Below are 22,569 nucleotides of genomic sequence, written 5' to 3'. Positions count from 1 at the left end.
CCAAGGGTTCAGCGGATCAGTCTGATGCCCCGGGCCCTATCGATGGCCGCGGTGCGGTTGTCCACCCCGAGCTTGTCGTAGATGTGGATCAGGTGCGTCTTGACGGTGGACTGGGAGATGAACAGTTCGGCGGCAATCTCCTTGTTGCTCTGCCCGCGGGCCAGCAGTTGCAGCAGCTCGAGTTCGCGCGGGCTCAGGTCCGTGGAGTTGGCACGCGCCTCGGGAGTGATGCGCGCGGCGATGCCCGCCGAAAGCACCTGCTCCCCCGCCGCCGCGGCCTCGACCGCCGCCAGCACCTCGGGCAGCGGGGCGTCCTTCAGCAGGTAGCCTGCCGCCCCGGCATCCAGCGCCGCCCGGATGTCGGCATCAGAGTCATAGGTGGTCAGGATGAGTACCGGAGGTCCGTCCGCTGCACGGATGCGCGCGGTGGCGGTGACCCCGTCCATGCCGTCCATCTGCAGGTCCATGAGCACCACGTCCACGCGCTGGCCCAGTGTTTTCAGCCGTTCGAGCTGCGCCAAGGCGGCAGCCCCGTCGGAGGCCTCGGCCAGCACCGAGAGCCCGCCCTGTTCGGTGAGCACGGCGCGAAGGCCCGCCCGCACCACCGGGTGGTCGTCGACCAGCATGATCTTCAGGTTAGGCATCGTGCCTGCTCTCTTCCGTGGTGAAGGGGATGCGAACGCCCAGCACCGTCCCCTCCCCGGGGGTTGATTCGATCTCCAGGCTTCCGCCCAGCAATCCCAGGCGCTCGCGCAGCCCGGCCAGGCCGTAGCCGGTGCCGTCGGCACGCGGCTTGGCCGGAAGGTCCCCGGTTCGCATGCCGTCCCCGTCGTCGAAGAGATCCAGGGTCACGGCGTCGGGCAGGTAGCCCAGGCTGAGGACCGCGCGTTTGGCGTGCGCGTGGGCGGCGACGTTGGCCAGCCCGGACTGGGCGGCGCGGATAAGTGCCGCAGAAACCTCGGTGGGAAGCGGGGTGGCCGGGCCGTCCTGCCGGAAGGTGATCTCGAAGCCGTGGCCGGCTGCCGCGGCGGTGCGTTCGGTGGCGACACAGAGTCGGCGCAACTTTCCGGCCAGGGAATGGGCTCCGTCGCCGGCCGTGGATAGGTCGGCCACGAAGTCGCGGGCCTCGGCGAGGTTTTCGGCGGCGGTGGCGCCGATGGTTTCGAGCCGTTCGGACGCGGCCCGGGTGTCCCCCGCCGCCAGGGCGGCCGTGGCGGATCGGGAGACCAGCACGATGCTGGAGAGCCCCTGTGCCAGGGTGTCGTGGATTTCGCGGGCCAACCGGGTGCGTTCGGCCAGGGTCCCGGCGCGGTGCTGTTCCTCGGCGAGCGCAGCCCGGGTGGCGCGCAATTCGTCCAGGGCCAGGCGCTGGTTAACCCCCTCTGTGTACAACGCCCGATAGGCCATGCCCATGATGACCGCGAAGATCGCCCCGACCACCGGGCCCAGGATCTGCGGAAGGGCGAGGGACCCGGAGTGGAACCAGCCGGCGGCAACGACCGAGGCGGTCAGCAACGCCACGGCGATCAGGGAATGGCGTTGGCCCAGGATGTGCAGGTGCAGGAAGAAGAGTGGGAACGCCAGCCAGGAATAGTCGGCGTGCAGGTAGAGCAGCACGAGCCACAGCACCACCACCCCTGCAAGCCACCAATTGGCCCAGCGCACGGTGTTTGGCGCCCGTCCGGCGGAATGGCGCTTTTCCGCGATGGTTCCGGCCAGATACAGCGCTGCCAACAGACCGGTGAGGGCGATGGCCGTGATCAGCCGGAGCATCGTCGTTTCGGAAAGCAGCGCGCGCACCAGCCCGACGCCCAGCAACACGGCGAAGCCGACGTGCAGCCCCACGCGCAGAACGCGCAGCACCATCTCGCCGGCCGAGGCGGTAGGGGCATCTGCGAGGCTCGGCTCCGCTCCGAGGCTGGGTTGCGGGGCAGGATCTGTCACAACACCCAGCGTAGCCGCGCACCTTCACGGACCGGCTCCACCAAATGGTTGATCCCACGCTTCGTCTTCCTCAGGAAATGGCCCGAGCTCCCCCGGTTCATAGCGGAATCTGGTGAAGTCTAAGGATGTATAGGGGAGTATAGGTTTTTTCCTATACTTTTTATCCGCGGATTCTCGCTGCCTACCGGTGGATCCCGAACTCGTGGTCAAGGGCGCTCAGCGCCGCAAGGTGGCCGCTCATTCCGTGCACCGACGGACCCGGCGGGGTTGAACTGGAAGCCAGATAGATCCCCTTGGCCGGGGTCCGCCACGGATCGGTGGACAGCGTGGGGCGGACCAGCATGCCGCGCATGTCGGTCGCCCCGCCCGAGAGGTCCCCGCCGACCAGGTTGGGGTTCTGAGACGCCAGTCCCGGCGCGGTAACCGCCTGGCTGTATTCGATGGTGTCGGTGAAGCCCGGGGCCACGGCCTCCAGTTGGCGGTCCATCACGGCGGTGAGGTCCGCGGGGTTTCCGTTGGGCACGTGGCAATAGGCCCAGAGCACGTGCTTGCCCTCCGGGGCCCGCCTTGCATCGAAGCGGCTGGGCTGGGAAACGATCGCGTAGGGCGCGCTCGAAACATCGGTGCGCACCCGGCGCTCTTCCCTCCCAATCTGCGCGGCGGTGCCACCCAGATGGATAGTGCCGGCATCGGCAAGCTCGGGGTTGCGCCACGGCACGGGTGCGTGGAGAACATAGTGGATGAGGCAGGATCCCGGGGCCCGGCGCGTGCCGGTGAGGATGTTCTTATATTTCTGCGGCAGCACCCGCTCAGCGATGGAGGCCAGTGCCTCCGGGGAGGTGTCGAAGAGGACGGTCTTTTCGGGGATCTGGGCCAGGTCGGTGACCTCGGTGTCCAGCTCGATGCTCCCCCCGGCCTCAACGAACATGCCAGCCAACGCATCCGAGATCGCCTGCGAGCCGCCGATGGGGATCGGCCACCCCCCGGAGTGCGCAGCGGCAGCGAGGAAGAGACCGGCACCCGTTGCGGCGGGGCCCCTCCCGCCGCCGGGGGTGTGGGCGCCGCACCCGGCAATCATCGCCGCGGCGAGTTCGCCGGTGCCCAGGCCCGGGACCATGAGTTGGGCCGCGCGTAGCCCGAAGACCGTGAGTGCACCGAGTTGCCGCGGGAGGCGCAGCAGCGGATGCAGCAACAGGTCGGAGGTTGCTGCCATGCGCTCAACGACGGGCCCAAGGATTCTGCGGTAGCCGTTGCCGTCCGCGCCCAGCGCCTGAACGGTCCGTTCCAGGTCCCGCCAGGCGATGCCAGCCCGGCCGTCGGGAAACGGGTGGGCGAAGGAGATCTCCGGAACCACGAAGTCGACGCGGTCCCGCAGGCCGATCTCCGCAAAGAACGGCGAGAGCAGCGCCATCGGGTGCACCGCCGAGCCCAGGTCGTGGATTGCCCCGAGGTACCCCAGCTCCCTGGTGCGCGCGGCACCTCCCACGGTGTCGTTGCGCTCAAGGAGCCGCACCGAAAGCCCCGCCCGGGCCATCGTCAGGGCTGCGGCCAGCCCGTTGGGCCCGGCCCCGATCACCGCAACGTCATGCGCCATGCTTTGCTCCCAAAACGAACCGGTCTTTCGCCCCGGCAAAGGCACCTGCCTGCGGATCGGACTGCCCCACCCGGCGCACCGGGTCCAGCTCGGGGTCGTACATCGACTGGACCACCCGGTACATCAGGTACCCGGTGGCGATCATGTGCCCCAGCACGGCAAAGACGTAGAAGGAGGTGGGGAACGTGTTGGAGGCCTGGATGTCGGCGGTGGTGGCGTAGAGGTACATCCAGATCGCCCAGAAGTGCAGCACCTCGAAGAGTTGCCAAATGAGGAAGTCCTTCCACTTCGGCCAGGCCAGTGCCGCCAGCGGGATCAGCCACACCACGAATTGCGGCGAGTAGACCTTGTTGAACATGATGAAGGAGGCGACGATGAGGAACACCAGCTGGCTCAGCCGCGGGGCCACCGGGGCGTTGAGGCCCAGATAGGCAATGAATGCACAGCTGGCCACGAAGAGCCCCAGGGCCAGGGCATTGATGGTGGCGGCATCCAGCTCCGACATCTGCGGCACGACGCCGGCGGTGACGTTGAAAATGTGCCAGAAGGACGAGAGCCCGGCCCCGCGGTCCTCGGTGAACGTGAAGAAGTGCTTCCACGCGTCGAAGTTCACGAGGGCCATGGGCAGGTTCACCGCCAGCCAGGCCAGGGCCGCCCCGGCCAGCGAGACGATGAGCGGCTTGTACCTGCCCGTGCGGATGGCCAGCACGATCACGGCGCCGAAGAAGAGCAGCGGGAAGACCTTGATCGCGGTCCCCACGCCGATGAGCACCCCTGCCAGGAAAGTTTTTTGCCGCGAGAAGGCCAACATCGCCAGTGCCAGGCACGCCACGGCCCACATGTCCCAGTTGATCGAGGCGGCGAGGATCATTCCCGGGGCCAGTGCCACCATGGCGGCGTCCCAGGGGCGGCGCCCGGCGGTCCGTGCCGTGGCCACGACGACGACGAGCCACAGGCCCGCCACCAGGAAGAGGTTCAGGTCGAAGAAGGCCAGCGACCTGTCGAATTCACCGGCCGGCACCAGGGCAGCGGTGAGTGAGGCGATGACTGACATCAACACCGGATATTCGAACTCGGCGCCGGCGGCGAAGGGGGCGAACGCGTTCTCGGCAAAGCCGCGGGCGTGGAAGAGTGCCGTCCAGTCCGAATAGCAGGCCCACGCATAGGGGTTGGTGCCGCCCCAGCCATTGAGCCTGCAGGCATTCTTCGCCAGAACCGCCAGTAACGCACCGATCACCGTGAGAATGACCAGCACGCGTTCGACGGTGAAGAACCCGGGGGCGATGCGCCCCGGGCTGGAGTGCCTGCCCAATGGCCCGCCAATGACCTCGGTGAACTTGCGCAGGAAGGCGTCGCTGCGGCTCGGCACGGTGATGCGCATCGGTGCGAGCCGTGGCTTCGACGGTCCCGGGGCGGGTGGTTGGCTCATGGCATTTAGCCTAGTGCCCGGCGCCGGGAGGTGCGTGATGCGCGGTGGCGCACGGTGTTTTGCCCTTCCGGAGTGCCCTACTCGGCGCGGCCGGGGAATTGCGCGGCGAGCCGCTCGAGCGTCCGTTCCATGTTCGGCCCGGTTCTCCGGGTGAAGCCCAGGAGCCGAAGCATCCACTGGTGCCGCAGCCGGCTGGCGTCCCAGGTTTCGCTGACCAGTGTCCCGGAATCCTGGGGTTCAAGTTCATAGCGCCAGCGGTGTCCGCTGAAATGCCTCCACGCGATCGTCCGGTCCTGCTCGAATTCGACCACGGTGTTGCTGATGCGATAGGGAATGCCCATCCGCATCTGCATGCCGAATTCGCTGCCCAGGGTCAATCGCTGTGACCGGCCGCTGGAGGCCCGCACCGTTCCGGAGCCGTCGATGACAGGGTGCATTTCGGGATTCGTGAGCAGCTCGAAGACCTCGTGCGGGGCAGCAGCGGGGACGAAGCGCCGGCGGGTCTGCAGGTAGCGGGAGTGACTCATCAGCCCATCCTATGCACTGCCCGCACCGGGCAGCGGCACATCGGGCCAGGACGAGAGGGCGGGGACCGGGTTTTGTTGGAATGCCGGTCTATGCCGGACGATTCCGGTGTGCCATTCTGGGTTGACCGGCACCACCAGGGAGAATTCCGATGAGCACTGGAACCACACCGGCCGGCCCCGGCCCGGAGACCGCCCAGGGCCTTTTGCTTGGCCCCATGCTCCGCCACGTGGACAACACCTCCGCCAGCATCTGGGTCGAAACCGCCATGGCCTGCACCGTCGAGGTCCGCTGCGGCGCGGACTCCTGGCAGGCAGCGACGTTCGGTGCCCACGGCCACCACTACGCGCTGGTCGAGGTATCCGGGCTAAGGGCGGGAACCGTCCGTCCCTACACCGTGCACCTGAACGGAAAACGTGTCTGGCCCATCAAGGACGGTTTCCCCGACTCCATGATCGCCACCTTGGATCCGGCCAAGGAGCCCCGGCTGGCCTTTGGATCCTGTCGCACCAGTGTCCCGCATGACGAAGCCGGCAATCGCACGCACGGGGTCGACGCAATGCGCGCCTACGCCCTCTCCATGGCCGGGCTCGAGCACGGCCGCTGGCCGGACCTGGCATTGTTCCTTGGCGACCAGGTCTACGCGGACTCCACGAGCCTGGAAATGCAGGAGTTCATCCGCAGGCGCCGCAACATCAAGGAAGCCCCCGGGGAAGAGCTGAAGGACTACGAGGAATACGCCCACCTCTATCGCCTGGCCTGGTCGGACCCGGCCAACCGCTGGCTTCTCTCCACGCTGCCCAGCGCCATGATCTTCGACGACCACGACATCCGCGACGACTGGAACTCATCCCTGGAGTGGAAACGTGAGATGCAGAAGACCGGCTGGTGGCACGAACGCATGGTTTCCGGGATCGGTTCGTACTGGATCTATCAGCACCTCGGAAACCTCTCCCCCGAACAGCGGGCGGCCGATCCGCTGTGGCGGCGCATCGCTGCCCACACGGGAACCGGCGAGCTGGACCTGACCGCCGAGCTGGACGAATTCGCCGAGCGAGTCGACGCGGAACCCGAAAGCCACAGTTGGAGCTACTGCCGGGACTGGGATGCGGTGCGCCTGATTGTGGTTGACTCCCGGGCCGCCCGCACCTTGGACCCCGGGCGGCGTGCCCTGCTCGACCCGACTGAACTCGCGTGGCTCGATGAGCGGATGCGCGGCGGCTTCCGCCACTTGCTGATCGGAACCTCGTTGCCCTTCCTGCTGCCCATGGGCCTGCACCACGTGGAATCCTGGGATGAGGCCATCTCCACCGGAAGCCGCAGAAGCCTGCGGGGCTGGCTGGGCGAGCGGTTGCGTAGGACATTCGACCTTGAACATTGGGCGGCCTTCCAACGCAGCTTCCAGGAGGTCGCCCGGTTTGCCACGGAGGTCGCCGACGGCAAGCGCGGACCGGCCCCGCAGACCATTACGTTCCTCTCCGGGGATGTGCACTTTTCCTACGTTTCCGAAGTCGAACGCCAGGGCGGCAGCAGGATCCTGCAGGCCGTGTGTTCCCCGATCCGCAACCCGCTTCCCCGGTTCCTGCGGTACTTTGCCGCAGCCTTGGCGCTGGGTCCCGCGGTCCCGTTCGGGGCCTGGATGGCGAGCCGGGCGCACGTGCCCAACCCCCCGTTTGCCTGGAGCGGCATCAAGGGGCCGTGGTTCGACAACTGCCTGGCCATCATCGAGGCCACCGGCGACGGACTGGAAATCAGCTGGATCACCGGGGTGGTCCGGGATGGGGACCATTTGCACCCGAGGTTGGACACCGTCGAGGTTGCCTCGCTTCGGGCGCGCGGGGACCACACGCATTCGCCGGAATCGTAAACGCGGCGGGGGTCGTCAAGGCACCGGCAGGCAATCGCGGGCACCGTCCGATGCGAGACCGCACCTGCCCCGTACGGTTTTTGCCGCCGGCTCAGTACACCCGCTCCGTGGCGAATCGCATGGGGCTCAGTTCCGCGCGCCTCCGGACCAGGTCCACGGCGTGGGCGTCCAGCCTCCTGTCCTCGTCGCTGGTGAGCGCCAGCTGCCGCACATCGGAGGCGCGTCCCGACTCGTCGCGGGTGACGAAGATGGTCATGCACCGCGTCGTGTCGCGCCACGCTGTTTCGCGCGGGTCCCGCGCCCGGACATGCACCGCGATGTGCATGGAATGCGGCCCGGTGTGGATCAACCGGGCCTCGAGCTCCACGATGTCGCCGATGTGGATCGGGTTCGTGAAGTGGATGCCCCCGGAATAGACGGCCACCGCATCCTTGCCGCACCAGCCCATGGCGCAGGCCCGCGCGACCTCGTCGATCCAGCGCATGACGATCCCGCCGTGCGCGTTCCCGCCCCAGTTCACATCCGTCGGCGAGGCCAGGAACCGGAACCGCTCCCGCGGCGCGGTTCCGGCATCCGTGTATTGCTGGGCGCGCATGGCGTCCCGGATCTCGGCGCGCGCGGCAACGCGGTCGGCCGCGCCTTGCGCCAGCTGGGCGGATGCGGCATCGGCCGGCTCCCAGGGCGGGACTGATTTGGCGCGGCGTTGCTCGTCCATCGCCACGAAGACCAGGATGCAGTCCATGGCGGGCTTGAAGACGCGTTCGCGCACATCGGCGGCGTCGACCGTGACGACCACCTGCATGCTGCTGCGCCCGGTGTGCACGATCCGGGCGGTGACCTCGATCAGGTCGCCGTTTTCGATGGGCCGGGTGAAGTGGACGTTCCCGACGTAGGCGGTGACGCAGTACCCGCCGGAGTAGCCGACGGCGCAGGCGTAGCCGGCCTTGTCGATCCATTCGAGCACCCGCCCGGCCTGGACCGTGAGCCCGTCTTCGGAAACATCGGTGGGTGCGGCGAGGAAGCGCAGCGTCATGACGTCGTTCATGTGCCAATACTAGCCATGTGCCGCCGCAGCAGACGCTTGTGGCCGGCACCCGAAACAGGTACCGGCCACATGTGCGCTCATCGACCCCGAAGGGTCAATGCCATTTCTGGACTAGTTGCTTTCGGCGGCGGCGCGGATGCCCTCGAGCACTGCCGAAACCTGGCCGACAACCTCTGCGTCGTCCTTCGGGTGGGTCTCGGCGAAGCGGACCAGCGAACCCGGGATGGAGAGCTTGACGTCTTCCAGCACGGTGGCACCGGCGATGCCGACGGCCTTGCGGGCCTCGTCCTGGGCCCACACGCCACCGAACTGGCCGTAGGCGGTGCCGATGACGGCGGCGGGCTTGCCGAAGACGGCGCCGGCGCCCATCGGGCGGGAAAGCCAGTCGATGGCGTTCTTCAGCACTGCAGGCATGGTGCCGTTGTACTCGGGGGAAACCAGCAGCAGGGCGTCGGCCGCACCGGCGGCTTCGCGCAGGGCGACGGCAGCAGCCGGAACCTGTCCCTCGACGTCGATGTCCTCGTTGTAGAACGGAATGTCCTCGATGCCGGCGTAAAGGTTCACCTCAACGCCCTCGGGGGCGTTCGCGACGGTGGCCTCAGCCAGCTGCTGGTTGGTGGAACCGTTGCGGAGGGAACCGACGAGGGTCAGGACGGTGGTTGCCATAAGAGGGAGTCTCCTGTTTTTTTGGGGGGGGTGGTGCTTGATGCGTCAATCAATGTCAACCACGCAATGGGCCTCTCGATTCCCCGCACTGCCGTGACGAGCAACACATTGGCGGATGCTCGGAAGCGGCCGCATAGGGAGACTCGTGGGCGTTCTTGCGGTCATTGCCGTGGTGATCTGGATCGTTTCAGCTTTGCAGGACAAGTTCTCGAGGTACACGAGATGAAGTCCGCCACAGATCGGCGATGCCTGGCCGTTATAGCCAGCCCTCGGGATTGACCCACTTGCCGTTAACGATGACCTCGAGGTGCAGGTGCGGGCCGGTTGAGTTGCCCGTGCTGCCAGCCAGGGCGACGACCTCGCCGCGTCCGATCTTTTGTCCCACGGACACCTTGAGGGCCGAGTTGTGGTTGTAGCTGGTTTCCAGCCCGTTGCCGTGGTCGATTTTGACGCGGTTGCCGGAGTGGCCGGCCCATTCGGCCTGCACGACGGTGCCGGCGGCGCTTGCCTTGATCGGCGTACCCATGGGAACTGCGTAGTCCAGGCCGTTGTGGTTCATGTACCCCGGACCGGTCGGGTTCTTGCGGAAACCAAAGCGCGACGTCAACCGGATGCTGTCCACTGGCTGGGCGAGCTTGGTGACTTTTCCGGTGTCAGCGGTGGCGGCGGGCGCCGGCTTGACGTCCTTGGCGACCTTTCCCGCGGCAACGGTCGTGACAGGGGCCGGCTTCTCTTCCTTCTTTTCCACCTTGATGAACTTGCTGGTCACCGAGGCGCGATCGACCGTGAGTTTGTCACCGGCCGGGGCTTTGACATCTGCGACGGCGGTCTGGGCGACGCGCTGGGGCTCCGGGGCAACCTCCTCGGCTTCCTGCGCGGGGGCGGCGGCGAATGCCAGGGCGGACACGGCGGCGACTGCTGCGAGCTTGTGCGCCAACCCGAGGCGGGGGTGCCGGTTCCGGGGCGCGAACTTCCGAACGTTGTCCAGCTTGCCGGCTTCCGCAGGCACCGACTGTGCACCAGATGCGGGAGGGATTTCGGCGTCGGCCATGGTTGAAGCATCCGGGGCCGCTCCATAGCGCAGGCCTGCCACAAAGCGGCGGCCGGCATACTCCGTGGCATTCGGGGATTGCGTGGAATCCGGGACCGCGCCGAGTGCGCGGCGGCCCGACTGCCGGGAAGTGTTTTCGCCGCTCTGTGCGGTGCTCGCGATTTGCTCCGTGGAAGCGTTGGCAGGCTTGGCGTCAACGGGGCCGGACGCGCGGCGGCGCGCGGAATTATGGTGCTGGGTCAAATGTTTACCTCTCATGTATCGCCTGCGAAGTTAGCTGTCGGATTCGAGTCATGAGATCAACTCGGCCGAGCCCGCAAAGGCGGACTCAACTTCACCCCGAGATCCATGGTGCAAGACCAGGATCGGTTGATTGGGTCCTCCGCCCCTACCGGGAATTTTTGCTCCGCGATCCGCCGGTAGGGTTGGGCGAACCGGATCGGGACTGGGTTGCCTAGATGCGACCCGATGTAAAACCCTACGAGGGTAAATACAAAAGTTACAATTCCGTTATCAATCCATGCGGCGGACAAATACGTGGGTGCCGACACCGGTCGATGGCTCCCGCTGCCTCTATCCCGTACACCCGCACAAGTACGGACTTCCGGCCCTTTCCATGGTGACTAGGACCCCGGGCGGACGCCGTCCTCCCACGGCTGCACCAGCAGCTCCGGTTCCATCTGGATGGCAATAGCCAGGAGCTCCCCCGGGACGGTAGCTTAAATGTGATCAAGTAGACGATGGGCCCGGGCTCTGCGGCGGTGCGGATGCTCCCGTCCAAGCCGGTCGTCGGGCCAATTCCCTCCACCGTGGCTCACCACGCCTTCAACCAGTTGCGGATAAGGCGCCAGGTTCAGCAGGTGAAGACCCGCAACACCATCCTGGGTTGGACCTTCTTCCTTAACGGGACCGCTGTGGCCGCGGCGCAGTCCTTGTTGTTGTTCAGGACTATCACCGGGCGGCTCTCGGCGTGGGGAAATAGGAACACTGGCACATCCACGCTTCGGGCAAGAAGGACGACCGTCCCCACCCGCCGGCCTGAAGGGCAAGCGGGTGGGTGGCACCGCGATGCAGGCGCATATTCCGTGCTGCCGCACTGAAAGCATCTCCCGGCCGTCGCCCCCCGGCATCTCGCCGTCGGCGAACATTGCACCGCCGGAATCACGCCCGGGAATATCCTGTTGGCATCCGCGTTAACTTGAGTCAACGGCACTCAAGTATCCAATAGGAGGAAACATGCCAGCATTCTTTGGCCCATCCGGCGCCGGCAACGGCTCTTTCGAGGATTTCCTGGCGCGCTACCTGCAAGGCCAGCGCACCAGCCGCTTCGGGCGCCCCGTCGACATCACCCGGCTGCTCAGCCGCCACACGCACGAGGTACTGACCCGTGCCGCGCAATTCGCCGTTGAACACGGCCACACCGACATCGACGCGCTGCACTTGCTGCGCGTGATGCTCGAGGTCGAGCCCGTCGACGAGGCCCTGCGCCGCTCCGGGGCCGATGCCGGGGCGATTGCCCGCGACGCCGAACAGCGCTTGCCCGAAACCGGGCCGCGACACTCCGAATCCGCTCCCGCGCTGACCCCATCGGCCCAGCGCGCCCTGCTGGACGCCTACCAGGTCGCCCGGGCCTTCGGCTCAACCTATATCGATCCCGAACACCTGTTCCTGGCATTCGTGCTCAACACCGAATCCCCCGCCGGGCAGGTGCTCGGCGCCGCCGGGGTCACTCCACAGTCCCTGCAGGCCGCGGCCGAGGGTGCCGAACAACAACCTTCCGGTGCCGCTCCGACCCAGCGGAAATCCGCCGAGGCCAAGCAGCCCGCCAAGGGTGAGACGCCATTGCTGGAGAAATTCGGCATGGACCTGACCGCCCGGGCCGCCGCGGACGGGCTGGACCCGGTGATCGGCCGCACGCAGGAGATCGAGCAGACCATCGAGATCCTGGCCCGGCGCACGAAGAACAACCCGGTCCTGATCGGCGAGGCCGGCGTCGGGAAAACCGCCGTTGTCGAGGGCCTCGCCCGCGCCATCGTCGCCGGCGAGGTGCCGGATCAGTTGGCGGGCAAGCGCGTGATCGCGCTCGACTTGCCGGCCATGGTCGCCGGCACCCGCTACCGCGGCGACTTCGAGGAGCGCCTGACCCAGACCATGGACGAGATCGCCGCGCAGGACGGGGGGGTGATCGTCTTTATCGACGAGCTGCACACCGTGGTCGGCGCCGGCGGAGGCGGCGAGGGATCCATGGATGCCGGCAACATCCTCAAGCCCCGGCTGGCCCGCGGCGAGCTTCACCTCATCGGCGCCACCACGCTGGCCGAATACCGCAAGGTCGAGAAGGATCCAGCCTTGGAACGCCGCTTCCAGCCTGTGACCATCGGCGAGCCCTCCATTGAGGACGCCGTAGCGATCCTGCACGGATTGAAGGAAAGGTACGCGCAGCACCACCGTGTCACCTACACCGACGAGGCGATCCGCGCCGCGGTGGAAATGTCGGCCCGCTACGTGACCGACAGGTACCTGCCAGACAAGGCCATCGACCTGATCGATACCGCTGGTGCCCGGCTGGGCCTCAAGCGCGGACCGGGCATCGACACCGTGGCCCTGAGGTCGCGGATAGCCGAGCTCGCAGCCGCCAAGGACCGCGCGGTGGCAGAGGAACGCTACGAGGACGCTTCGCGTTTGCGCGACGAGGCCGAGGAAATCTCTGCCCGGCTGGCCGAGACCGAGGAGTCGGGTACCGGCACCGCCGACGCGGTGGTCGACGAAGCCCAGATCGCCGAGGTCATCGCCCGCGCCACCGGCATCCCCGCCGCGCGGCTGACGGAGGACGACAAGGAACGCCTGGCCCGTCTGGAGGACGAGCTCCACGACAGGGTCGTCGGGCAGGACGATGCTGTGACTGCCGTTGCCAAGGCGGTTCGCCGTTCCCGCACCGGGATGGGCGACGAAAACCGCCCGGTCGGCAGCTTCCTCTTCCTGGGCCCCACGGGCGTGGGCAAGACCGAGCTGGCCAAGGCGCTGGCGGCCTCGCTCTTCGGCGACGAGTCCGCCATGGTGCGCTTCGACATGAGCGAGTTTGGCGAGCGCCACACGGTCTCGCGGCTGGTCGGCGCTCCTCCGGGATACGTCGGCTACGACGAGGCGGGGCAACTGACCGAACGCGTCCGCCGTCGTCCCTACTCGGTCGTGTTGCTGGACGAGGTGGAGAAGGCGCACCCCGACGTGTTCAACCTGCTGCTGCAGGTGCTCGACGACGGCCGGCTCACCGACGGGCAGGGCCGCACCGTCGACTTCCGCAACACCGTCATCATCATGACCTCCAACCTCGGCTCGGAGTTCCTGGCCAGCCGCGGCGCCCCGCTGGGCTTCGGTAGCGATTCCGGCACCGGCTCCGAGCGCGAGCTGCGCGCCAAGGTCATGGGCCGGCTGCGTGAGACCATGCGGCCGGAGTTCCTGAACCGGATCGACGAGACGGTGCTCTTCCGCAAGCTGGAGGCGGAGCAGCTGCGCGGGATCGTGCGGCTGCAGTTGCGCCGCACCGAGGCCCGGCTTGCCGCCAACGGCATCGGCCTCGAGGTGGACGAGGCGGCTGTCGGCTGGATCGCCGCCGAAGGCCACGAGCCGGAGTTCGGTGCCCGCCCGCTGCGCCGGGTGATCCAGCGCGAACTCGACGACCGGGTCGCCGACCTGTTGGTCACCGACGAGTTGGGCGCGGGAGGCACCGTGACGGTGACAGCCGACGAATCGGGCCTGCACGTTTCGGCCGGCCGGGAAGCTGCACTCGCGGCGTAGCCGGGAACGAAGACAAAGGGGGCGGGAAGAATCCCGCCCCCTTTGTCGCGTCTTCGGCCTATGCTGGGTTGTGTGGGGCTGGGGAGCCCCGCACAGGCACAAACCTTGGGGGTTAAATGCCACGCGAGAAAAAATGGAACCGCAATCCCTGGCCTGCAAACCAGGATCAGCGCCCGCGGAGCGGGAGGGTTCCACCATGGGTGCTTGACCAGGAAGCGCGCCGGGCGGCAGCGCTACAATCCCGCAACCGCGCCACCGGGCGAAAACGACCCGCCAGACGCCGCAGGTCCAGACCTGTTCGCCGCACATGGAACCTCGGACTGGTCATCACGCTGCTGGTTGGGCTCTACTACAGCCCCGCGATCCTGGACCGCCACATCATGCCGGCGCTCGTTCCCCTGCTTCCCTGGTCAAAGGTGCCGCCACCGGGCGTCGAGGCAGCCGCCGAACCACTGGGCAAGCCGCCGGCCGGTACCGGTTCCGGCGCGTTCCGGCTGCAGGAATCCCCGGACCCCCGGCAGGACTTCGTCGCCTACGATCCGTGCCGCCCCGTCCATTACGTGATTCGTCCGGAGAACTCCCCGGCCGGCGGCGAGGTCCTGATCCACGAGGCGGTCGCCGAGGTTTCGGCAGCCAGCGGCCTGCGCTTCGTTTATGACGGCCCCACGGCGGAGGGGCCAAGCAGGGAACGGGACAGGTACCAGCCCGGGCGCTACGGGGAGCGCTGGGCGCCAGTTCTGCTCACCTGGTCCGACCCTGAGGAAACACCCGGATTGACGGGGGATGTGGGCGGCCTGGGCGGAAGCGAATACGCCCACACGCCCGGGCACCCCTTCGTCTACGTGGCCGGACAAGTGATGCTGGATGCCCCGGGGCTGGTCCCGATCCTGGGATATCCGGGAGGTGCCGAACTGGTCCGTGCGGTCGTCATCCACGAACTCGGGCACGTCCTGGGACTCGACCATGTCGATGAACCGGACCAGCTGATGTACGGCGGCCGGAATGACCGGACAACACTGGCAGAAGGAGACCGGGAGGGCCTTGCCCTACTGGGCGCCGGCGCCTGCGTTCCGCAACTCTAAATCGACACCAGGAGTTGGATCGTTCAGGTGCCGCGCAACTGGTCCAGCGCCGCCTTCAGGCGGGTATCGGCATCGGCGGCTACCTCGCGAATGGCAGGATTGCCACTAATGCGGGACAGGACCTGCGCGTCAATGGCCTCTATCGTGGTTTCGGTCGCGTCCAGTGCCCTGCGGACCACCACGTTGCACGGCAACAAGGCCCCAAGTTCGGGCTCGGTGAGCAATCCCCGATTGGCCAGATGCGGATTGCACGCCCCAAGTATCAGGTAATCGCCGATCCGATCGGCCGATTCGGCGCTGATCTTTGCCGTCAGGACGGCGCGCACATCGATTTCGGTCAGCACCCCGAAGCCCTGGCGCCCCAGTGCATCCTTGGTGCGGGCCACTGCTTCCTCCCAGTCCAGCGAAACCGTGATGCTGTGCGTGTAGCCCATGTCAGTGGTCCTCTCGCTCCCCCAGCGCCGCGCGCGTCGGGTTGCCGGTGTTTGCGGCCCAGCCTAGCCGCGATCCAAGACGCTGTCTGCCCCTCGACCAACAATCACCACGCCCGGCACTGCCTGGGGGTTGTTCGATTCATGGCACCTGTTCCGTGGCGGTGTTTCGTTCCACAGGCACGAAGGTTTCCGTGGGTCCAGGGTTGCACATTAGCCAGAAATCGTAGTCGAACCGTCGGTTCGGGTCCCCCACGACGAACCATGCAGCCATGATTCGCCGGCACTCAAGAGCGTTGGTGCCATTGCGCCATAAGGCAAACCTGGCAGCGACATTGATTTGGTGGGGCGATGCAGCACGTCCCACCCCCAAGCATTCATAGTGATCCATAGCTTCTCCCCCAAGGAAACGCCCGACAGTCCCCCAAACCTATGCTCCTCCTGGCGAACCAGGCAAGGGATGCGTGAAAACTTCGCACAACAGGCGAGCATCCGGGAACCGCCGGACCCTTTACGGCCCATCGAGGTTGCGATGAACCGAGCTCAGGCGTGAAGGGACTTGAGGCCAACAACGCCGCCGATGATCATCAGCAGAAAGAGCACTTTCAGGATCGAGATCGTCTCGGTGCCGGTGGCCATCGCGTAAACGACCGTCAGCGTCGCACCGATTCCGACCCATACCGCATAGGCGGTACCGAGTGGCAGTTCCTTCATCGCATAGGCCAGGCCGGCCATGCTCAACACTAGTCCCACGGCGAATACAACGGTGGGCGCCAACCGGCTCAACCCTTCGGATTTGCCCAACGCGGTGGCCCAAACGGCTTCTAGAACGCCGGAAACAATGAGAATAAACCAAGACATGACTGACTCCTCGCGGGCCGTCTTGTCGCACACCGGGTACGGCACCCATCGTCCGGAACCCGTGTCATGAGGGTTCTTCCCAGATTCGCACACATCGCAGCTCCGGGGCAAGGCGGACGTGGAGCCGGAACGCCCGCATAAACAGGGCTCCCCGCGGTCACCGCATGTTCACCGGTGCGCCATCTTCGGTTGGTGAGGGTCGGGGAGGATGGGGTCGCGCGCCGCTCCCCCGGCCGCGCCAATCCAACACCGCACCGTGAGGCAAAACATGAAGAAGTCCCTGTCCGCTGCCCTGGCACTCGCCGTTCTGGCCACTCCCCTGTTGGCCACACCGGCCGGCGCCACCACCGCACCGGCCAACAGCACCGTCGGCACCCGCGACGCCCAGCCGGGCTTCCGCGTGCTGCCCTACCTGCAGAACTCGAAGTCCGACGCCATGACCATCAGCTGGATCAGCGAAACGGCCGACCCGGGAACCTTGGCCGTCGCCGGACCGGGCATCGGCAACGGCAAAGGCCAGGGCGCGGGCAACCAGCGGGTGATCACCTCGGCCCCGAAGTACATGCCGCTGATGGAATACACCCAGAAAGAACTGGACCAAAGCATCAGCGGCCTGGTGAAGGGTTCCTGGCTCAAGGCCAACACCAACTACAAGCACACGCTCACCGTCGAGGGACTGAAGGCCGGCAAGGACTATAACTACACCGTCGACCAGGGCGGCAAGCGCCATGAGGGCACCTTCACCACCGCACCCGACGCCGAGGCGTGGGAAGACCTGCGGCTGATCGCGTTCTCCGACTCCGAGACCGAACCCATGGGCCGCGTCGAGCACCGCGAGTGGGAACTGAACCCGGTCAACGGGTACACGCCCGAATCCGAACAGCGTCCCGGAACCGACTCCGCCTGGGCGCAGAAGTTCGGCTCCACCACCCGCTACGGCGACTTCACGCTTCGCTACCCGCTCAACCAGGACACCGCGATGCGCGAAAACATGGCGGCGATCGAGGCGGCCGACCCGGATTTGATGCTGATCGCCGGCGACCTGGTCCAGGGCGCGGGCTACCAGCCTGCCTGGGACGAATTCTTTGGCTACTTCGCCGGCGACCACGGCGACCTTGCCTCCAACGTCCCGCTGGTGACGGCGCTAGGCAACTGGGAGACCTATGCGGGCATCAACGGCGGCTATGGAACCCCGGAAGACCAGTCCCCGGCAGTGATCTCGCGCAACAAGTACCTCTCCTACTTCGACAACGACGGGGACGCCGCCAACCCGGCGGCCAAGGGCTCCTACTACCGCACCGACCACGGGCCGGTCACGGTGCTCACCCTGGACTCGACCAACGGCGAACCTGACGAGAACACCAAGACTGGCACCCTCTCCGGCGAACCCTTCTCCGGCGACGATTCCAACCTCACCGCGGAGAACCTCTCCACCGACACCCCGGGCGAGTTCACCGACGCGGACTACGACAAGGCCTACACCGAACTATTCGCGGGCACCACCACGGAGGATTCAGACCTGCCCAACATGTCGGTCGGCGGCGAGCAGTGGAAGTGGACCGAGCAGCAACTGGCCGAGGCCCGCGAACAGGGACAGATCGTCATCGTCCAGTTCCACCACGCCGCATACTCCTCGGGCGTGCACGGAACGCCGCCGAACCACGAACACGCGGACAACCAGTCCGGCACCGCCATGCGCGCTTACTCTCCGCTCTTTGAGAAGTACGGGGTGGCCACGGTGCTCTCCGGCCACGACGAGATGTTCGAGCGCTCCTGGGTCGACGGTGACGGCGACGGGCAGGGCTTCCACTCCTACGACGTGGGCGTCGCCTCCGACGGGCTGCGCGGCGAGCAGCTGGTGAAGAACGAGAAGGGCGAGTATGAGCCGCTGCGCTTCAACACCCACTCGAAGTGGTCCGCCGCGGCCAACCAGCCCGAAACCTGGGCCACCGACGAGAGCGGAACCCCGCAGCTTCTTGACGGCGGCCTGCACTATGGCCACCTGCAGATCGACATCGCCCGGCAGGGCGACGGGGCGAAGATCAAGCTCAGCCCGGTCTACCTCTTCCCGGTCCTGGACGAGGACTACAACCTGGTCAAGACCGAACGGCGGATCTACGACGACGTCGTGGAATTCGCCGTCGGCGCCGACGGCACCGCCAAGAAATAGCCGGATTCAACCATGAAGCCCCGGTGGGCAACGCGGCAAAAACGCCGTGTTGCCCGCCGGGGCTTCGCTGTGGGTGCCTTCCGGCCGCCTACAGTCCGGGCGAGACCTGCTCACGGACCTGCTTGCGCAAGATCTTGCCGAGCATCGAGCGCGGCATCGCCTCGATGGCCACGATCCGCTTGGGCACCTTGTAGCCCGCCAGCTGTCCGCGGCAGTGCTCGCGCAGGCCTTCCTCGTCCAGTTCTGTCCCGGGCTCGAGTTCCACGGCGGCAACCACCATTTCCCCGCCGCGTTCCAACGCCTTGCCGAAGGCGGCTGCGTCGCGCACGTCCGGGTGGGCGCGCAGCACGGACTCGACCTCGGTGGGTGAGACGTTGAAGCCGCCGGTGATGATCAGTTCCTTGGCCCGGTCCACGATCGTGGTGAAGCCCTCGGCATCAACCGTCACCACGTCCCCGGTGCGCAACCAGCCGTCGGCGGTGAGCGTCTTGGCAGTCTCCTCCGGGTTGTTCCAATAACCGGCGAACACCTGTGGGCCTTTTAGCAGCAACTCGCCGGGATTTCCCTGGGCCACCTCGATCGACGGGTCATCCAAGTCCACGACCTTCATGTCCGTCGAGGGGAACGGCACCCCGATGGTCCCGGTGCGCCGGGTCGGGTGGAAGGGGTTGCCCAGGGCCACCGGTGAGGACTCGGTCATCCCGTAGCCCTCCACCAGCAGGCCGCCGGAGACCGATTCCCAGAGTTCGACCACGGCATCGGGCAGGTTCATGGCCCCGGAAATGCAGTACTTGGCCGAGCGCAGCGAGATGCCCTTTTCCTTCGCAGCCATGGCCGTGCGCTCGTAGATCGGCGGGACCGCGCAGTAGACGGTTGCTGGGGACTTCTTCATCGCCGCCAGGACCAGGTCCGGGTCGAACTTCGGGAAGAGCACCAGCAGACCCTGCTTCTTCACGCCGAAGGTCAGGTACAGGGTCATGCCGAAGGCGTGGAACATCGGCAGGATCGCGTAAAGGATTTCCTTGCGTTCCTGCGCCCCGGCCATCCAGGCCTCGCCCTGCAACGCGTTGGAATACAGGTTGTAGTGGGTGAGCATGGCGCCCTTGGGGTGGCCCGTGGTCCCGGAGGTGTATTGGATGACCGCAAGGTCCCCGACCGCCGGGCGCGGATGGGCGGCATCGATCCGCTCGGCCTTGAGCAGGTCCTTCCAGGTCATGGTCCCCGGGGCGGGGGCGGTCAGCGCCGCCTTGGATGCGCGGAGCTTCTTGAGCGGCAGGTTCAGTGCCAGACGCTTCACGGCGGGGAACGCCTCGAGCAGGTTCACCGAGACGACGGTGTCGATGCGCACGTCCTTGGGGAACTGGTGCACCGATTCGGCCGCCTTGTCCCAGGCGATCACCACGCGGGCCTGGTGGTCCTCGAATTGGTGGCGCAGTTCGCGCGAGGTGTAGAGCGGGTTGTGCTCCACGACCACCGCGCCCAGGCGCAGCACCGCGTAGAACGCCACGACGTGCTGCGGGCAGTTGGGCAGGATCAGCGCGACCCTGTCTCCGGCACGGACTCCGAGTAGGCGCAGCCCCTCGGCGGCGCGCTCCACCTGCTCTCCGAGCTCGCGGTAGCTGGTGCGCTTCCCGAAGAACTCGGTGGCCGGGCTGTCCCCCGCCTCGGCGACGGAGCGCTCGAACATCGCGGTCAGTGATTCGGTGGGGAGCTCGATCTCGGCCGGGACGCCCGGCTGGTAGTTCTTGGTCCAGGGGTGCGCGGCAGTATTCTCCATGCTCCCATCATGCCGCTATTGGTTGACCGGGAACGACTCGGCGGATTCTCAGGCGTCGACGAAGATGGCGAACGGCGGGGTTTCCAGGCCGTCCGCAAGCGCCTCGGCCGGGTTGGATCCCAGCGCGAGGATGGCGTTGTTCTCATCGACGTGCACCACCGAGGGCTTGAAGGCGCGGGCCTCGGCATTGGTCATGGAGGCATAGGTGATGATGATGACCAGGTCCCCGATGTTGACCAGGTGCGCAGCTGCACCGTTGATGCCGATCACCCCGGATCCGCGCTCCCCGGCAATCGTGTAGGTCTCCAGCCGGGCACCGTTGGTGACATCGACGATCGAGACCAGCTCGCCGGGCAGGATGTCCGCGGCGTCCAGCAGGTCGGCGTCTATGGTGATGGACCCGACGTAGTGCAGGTCCGCATGGGTGACGGTGGCGCGGTGGATCTTGGACTTGAACATGGTTCGCTGCATAGGGGGGATCTCCTGGAGGGGGTTGTGCAGGGGTCGGCATTCAACCTTGGATGCCCGCCCCGGGCCGCCGGCTTGGTGCAGTGAGTGTTCCGGCGCCTAAGACATTGTAGACGCGCCGGCTTCCGGTTGTCTGTGACTTACTTCGGATGCCCCGTGCGGCCCAGAACCTTGAAGTGCTGCCCATATCCCGCGGCTCCTGCGAATACAGCCGCCTCAGTCCGTGGATTGCCGGAGATGCAGGTTCGACGTCGATTTGCACTCGAGGACGAATTTCATGGTGTTCGGTACGGCGATCAATCCACAACGCATTGTTTACATAGTGAGCTTCAACCCATACTATGGGTTGAGTGGCGTGGCGCAGGTCACCCTTTACGTAGGCTTTCCCCTCCTTCACGATCGGATCAACTCATGTCAGAAACTGCGATTCTGATCAACACCGCGGTGGCCGTCTTGGCCACCGTGCTGTTGATCGTGAGATTCAAGGTCAATCCCGTTATCGCCCTGGTCTTGGGTTCCTTGTACCTGGGCCTGTCGACGGGACTGGGTATCACCAAGACGATCGAAACCATCACCGGCGGCTTTGGCGAGATCATGGTCGAAGTCGGGTTGCTGATCGCGTTCGGCGTACTGATGGGTTCGATCCTGAATGAGACGGGGGCCATCCGGCGCCTAGTGGAACACCTGCTGCGCGTGTTCGGCCCCAAGGCCCTTCCCTACACCATGGCTCTGGCCATCGGCACAGCACTGCAGTCGATCTTCCTTGACGTGCTGCTGGTGATCTCCGCGCCGCTGGCCCGACGCATGGCACCGAAAATCGGCAAACTCGGCACGGCTCGCATGGCCGCGGCCATGGCCATCGCGCTGGAGTGCGGCATCGTCTTCATGGTTCCCGGCGTTGCTTCGCTGGCCCTGGCCGGCCTGCTCGGGGTGCCCCTGGGAAAGATGCTGATCTTCGGATTCCTGGTCGTCGTACCTACCATCGTTGTCTCCATTGCCATCATGACGTTCCTGTTCAAGCGCGGATTCTGGAAGTCGGACCGCGACGAGCAGCACATCTTCGAAGAAGAGGACTTCCCGCAGGCCCAGCCAAGCCAGTCCCACGGCCCCGACGCCTACGGAATTTCCTCCACCACCGCAGGATCCGCGCCCGAGGGCACCCGGCCCCAGGCGAACCCGGGCTCCGTGGTCGTGGCCGAACACACGCCCCGCGAAGCACCCCTGCTCCTGCTCTTCACCCCGCTATTGGTCTCGTTGGCACTCATTGCCGGCGGCGCACTGGTGGATATCCTCGGTGCGGAATTCGCCCCTCTGCAACTGGTGGGAAACCCAGTGGTCGCGCTGCTGATTGGCCTGATCGGCACCACTCTGGTCGGCCGCTACACCGTCGGCCAAAAGAGCGTCGAGAACGCCATTGCCTCGGGCTTCAAGGAAAGCGGCCAGATCCTGCTGCTCACCGGTGTCGGCGGTTCCCTCGCTGCAACCGTCGCGGCCGCGGGGCTCGGCGACATCCTCGGTGGCTTCTTCACGGCGAGCGCGGTGGCCCCGCTGCTGGTGGTCTGGGGAATCGCCGCCATCCTGCACATCGCCGTCGGATCCGTGACCCTCTCCGCCATCACCGCGGCGGGCCTGCTCGCACCGATCGCACCGGCCCTGGGAATCGACCCCGTGCTCATTGCCCTGGCTGCCGGTGCCGGCTCCCTGTTCATGGTTCACGTCACCTCCAACACCTTCTGGCTGCTGCAGTCGCTTCTGGGCCAATCCGTCAGGGGAGCGCTGAAGACCGTCACCTTCGGGGTCTCCGTCGCCTCGGTCGTGGCCATGCTCGTGGTCCTGGTCCTGTCCATCTTCATCTAGCCACCGT

17 protein-coding genes and 2 riboswitches are annotated in these 22,569 nt (G+C 66.4%); of the genes, 5 read left to right on the top strand and 12 right to left on the bottom strand.

Annotation, left to right across the window (positions count from 1 at the left end):
• Positions 1-8 precede the first annotated feature (8 nt).
• The 5 genes from ACIPUB_RS02955 to ACIPUB_RS02935 all read right to left on the bottom strand — a co-directional run bounded on the left by ACIPUB_RS02955 (position 9) and on the right by ACIPUB_RS02935 (position 5,494).
• Positions 9-644: a response regulator transcription factor gene (locus ACIPUB_RS02955; RefSeq protein WP_407605991.1), complete on the bottom strand. Its 636-nt coding sequence runs from the start codon at positions 642-644 to the stop codon at positions 9-11.
• A complete protein-coding gene (locus ACIPUB_RS02950) occupies positions 637-1,866 on the bottom strand; it encodes a sensor histidine kinase (RefSeq protein ID WP_407606100.1) in 1,230 nt (409 codons plus the stop codon). Before ACIPUB_RS02950 ends, ACIPUB_RS02955 begins: the two co-directional genes overlap by 8 nt.
• 259 nt (positions 1,867-2,125) lie before the next feature.
• Entirely contained in the window at positions 2,126-3,538 is a 1,413-nt protein-coding gene (locus tag ACIPUB_RS02945; protein ID WP_407605990.1) for a phytoene desaturase family protein, read from the bottom strand.
• Entirely contained in the window at positions 3,528-4,967 is a 1,440-nt protein-coding gene (locus ACIPUB_RS02940) for a glycosyltransferase family 87 protein (protein WP_407605989.1), read from the bottom strand. Before ACIPUB_RS02940 ends, ACIPUB_RS02945 begins: the two co-directional genes overlap by 11 nt.
• 77 nt (positions 4,968-5,044) lie before the next feature.
• Entirely contained in the window at positions 5,045-5,494 is a 450-nt protein-coding gene (locus ACIPUB_RS02935) for an SRPBCC family protein (protein WP_407605988.1), read from the bottom strand.
• 149 nt (positions 5,495-5,643) lie between these two features.
• Here ACIPUB_RS02935 and ACIPUB_RS02930 point away from each other — a divergent pair, with 149 nt between their 5' ends.
• A complete protein-coding gene (locus ACIPUB_RS02930) occupies positions 5,644-7,359 on the top strand; it encodes an alkaline phosphatase D family protein (protein ID WP_407605987.1) in 1,716 nt (571 codons plus the stop codon).
• A 91-nt stretch (positions 7,360-7,450) separates the two neighbouring features.
• Here ACIPUB_RS02930 and ACIPUB_RS02925 read toward each other — a convergent pair whose 3' ends face one another.
• The 3 genes from ACIPUB_RS02925 to ACIPUB_RS02915 all read right to left on the bottom strand — a co-directional run bounded on the left by ACIPUB_RS02925 (position 7,451) and on the right by ACIPUB_RS02915 (position 10,364).
• Positions 7,451-8,404 (bottom strand): acyl-CoA thioesterase, encoded by a 954-nt coding sequence (locus tag ACIPUB_RS02925; RefSeq protein ID WP_407605986.1) that lies wholly within the window; start codon positions 8,402-8,404, stop codon positions 7,451-7,453.
• A gap of 111 nt (positions 8,405-8,515) precedes the next feature.
• On the bottom strand, positions 8,516-9,070 hold the full coding sequence (locus tag ACIPUB_RS02920) for an NAD(P)H-dependent oxidoreductase (protein WP_302263641.1): 555 nt from the start codon (positions 9,068-9,070) through the stop codon (positions 8,516-8,518).
• A 256-nt stretch (positions 9,071-9,326) separates the two neighbouring features.
• Positions 9,327-10,364 carry a M23 family metallopeptidase gene (locus ACIPUB_RS02915; RefSeq protein ID WP_407605985.1) on the bottom strand — a complete coding sequence of 346 codons (1,038 nt, stop codon included), beginning with the start codon at positions 10,362-10,364 and terminating at the stop codon, positions 9,327-9,329.
• Positions 10,365-10,367: 3 nt separating this feature from the next.
• Positions 10,368-10,561, bottom strand: a riboswitch (cyclic di-AMP (ydaO/yuaA leader).
• A gap of 796 nt (positions 10,562-11,357) precedes the next feature.
• Here ACIPUB_RS02915 and ACIPUB_RS02910 point away from each other — a divergent pair.
• Together ACIPUB_RS02910 and ACIPUB_RS02905 are read left to right on the top strand one after the other, a co-directional pair.
• Positions 11,358-13,916, top strand: a complete 2,559-nt coding sequence (locus ACIPUB_RS02910; protein WP_407605984.1) for an ATP-dependent Clp protease ATP-binding subunit — start codon at positions 11,358-11,360, stop codon at positions 13,914-13,916.
• A gap of 200 nt (positions 13,917-14,116) precedes the next feature.
• Positions 14,117-14,998, top strand: coding sequence for a matrixin family metalloprotease (locus ACIPUB_RS02905; RefSeq protein ID WP_407605983.1), 882 nt, complete (start codon positions 14,117-14,119; stop codon positions 14,996-14,998).
• 23 nt (positions 14,999-15,021) lie between these two features.
• Here ACIPUB_RS02905 and ACIPUB_RS02900 read toward each other — a convergent pair whose 3' ends face one another.
• Complete coding sequence (locus tag ACIPUB_RS02900; RefSeq protein ID WP_407605982.1) at positions 15,022-15,432, bottom strand: DUF302 domain-containing protein; 411 nt, start codon at positions 15,430-15,432, stop codon at positions 15,022-15,024.
• A gap of 540 nt (positions 15,433-15,972) precedes the next feature.
• On the bottom strand, positions 15,973-16,290 hold the full coding sequence (locus tag ACIPUB_RS02895; protein WP_264271098.1) for a multidrug efflux SMR transporter: 318 nt from the start codon (positions 16,288-16,290) through the stop codon (positions 15,973-15,975).
• 11 nt (positions 16,291-16,301) lie between these two features.
• A riboswitch (guanidine-III (ykkC-III) riboswitch) is annotated at positions 16,302-16,369 on the bottom strand.
• 189 nt (positions 16,370-16,558) lie between these two features.
• Here ACIPUB_RS02895 and ACIPUB_RS02890 point away from each other — a divergent pair.
• Positions 16,559-18,460 carry a metallophosphoesterase family protein gene (locus ACIPUB_RS02890; RefSeq protein WP_407605981.1) on the top strand — a complete coding sequence of 634 codons (1,902 nt, stop codon included), beginning with the start codon at positions 16,559-16,561 and terminating at the stop codon, positions 18,458-18,460.
• 88 nt (positions 18,461-18,548) lie between these two features.
• On the opposite strand, the gene ACIPUB_RS02885 is transcribed toward ACIPUB_RS02890, so the two are convergent.
• Positions 18,549-20,237, bottom strand: a complete 1,689-nt coding sequence (locus tag ACIPUB_RS02885) for a long-chain-fatty-acid--CoA ligase (RefSeq protein ID WP_407605980.1) — start codon at positions 20,235-20,237, stop codon at positions 18,549-18,551.
• Between the two features lie 48 nt (positions 20,238-20,285).
• Positions 20,286-20,708, bottom strand: a complete 423-nt coding sequence (gene panD / locus ACIPUB_RS02880; RefSeq protein WP_407605979.1) for an aspartate 1-decarboxylase — start codon at positions 20,706-20,708, stop codon at positions 20,286-20,288.
• A 408-nt stretch (positions 20,709-21,116) separates the two neighbouring features.
• Here panD and ACIPUB_RS02875 point away from each other — a divergent pair, with 408 nt between their 5' ends.
• The gene (locus ACIPUB_RS02875) at positions 21,117-22,562 is read left to right on the top strand and encodes a GntP family permease (protein WP_407605978.1); all 1,446 of its coding nucleotides are present in this window, start codon (positions 21,117-21,119) and stop codon (positions 22,560-22,562) included.
• Positions 22,563-22,569: the final 7 nt, after the last annotated feature.

Source organism: Paeniglutamicibacter sp. ORCA_105 (genome assembly GCF_045798545.1).
Lineage (GTDB): Bacteria > Actinomycetota > Actinomycetes > Actinomycetales > Micrococcaceae > Paeniglutamicibacter > Paeniglutamicibacter sulfureus.
This window is presented reverse-complemented; position numbering and strand designations above follow the sequence as displayed.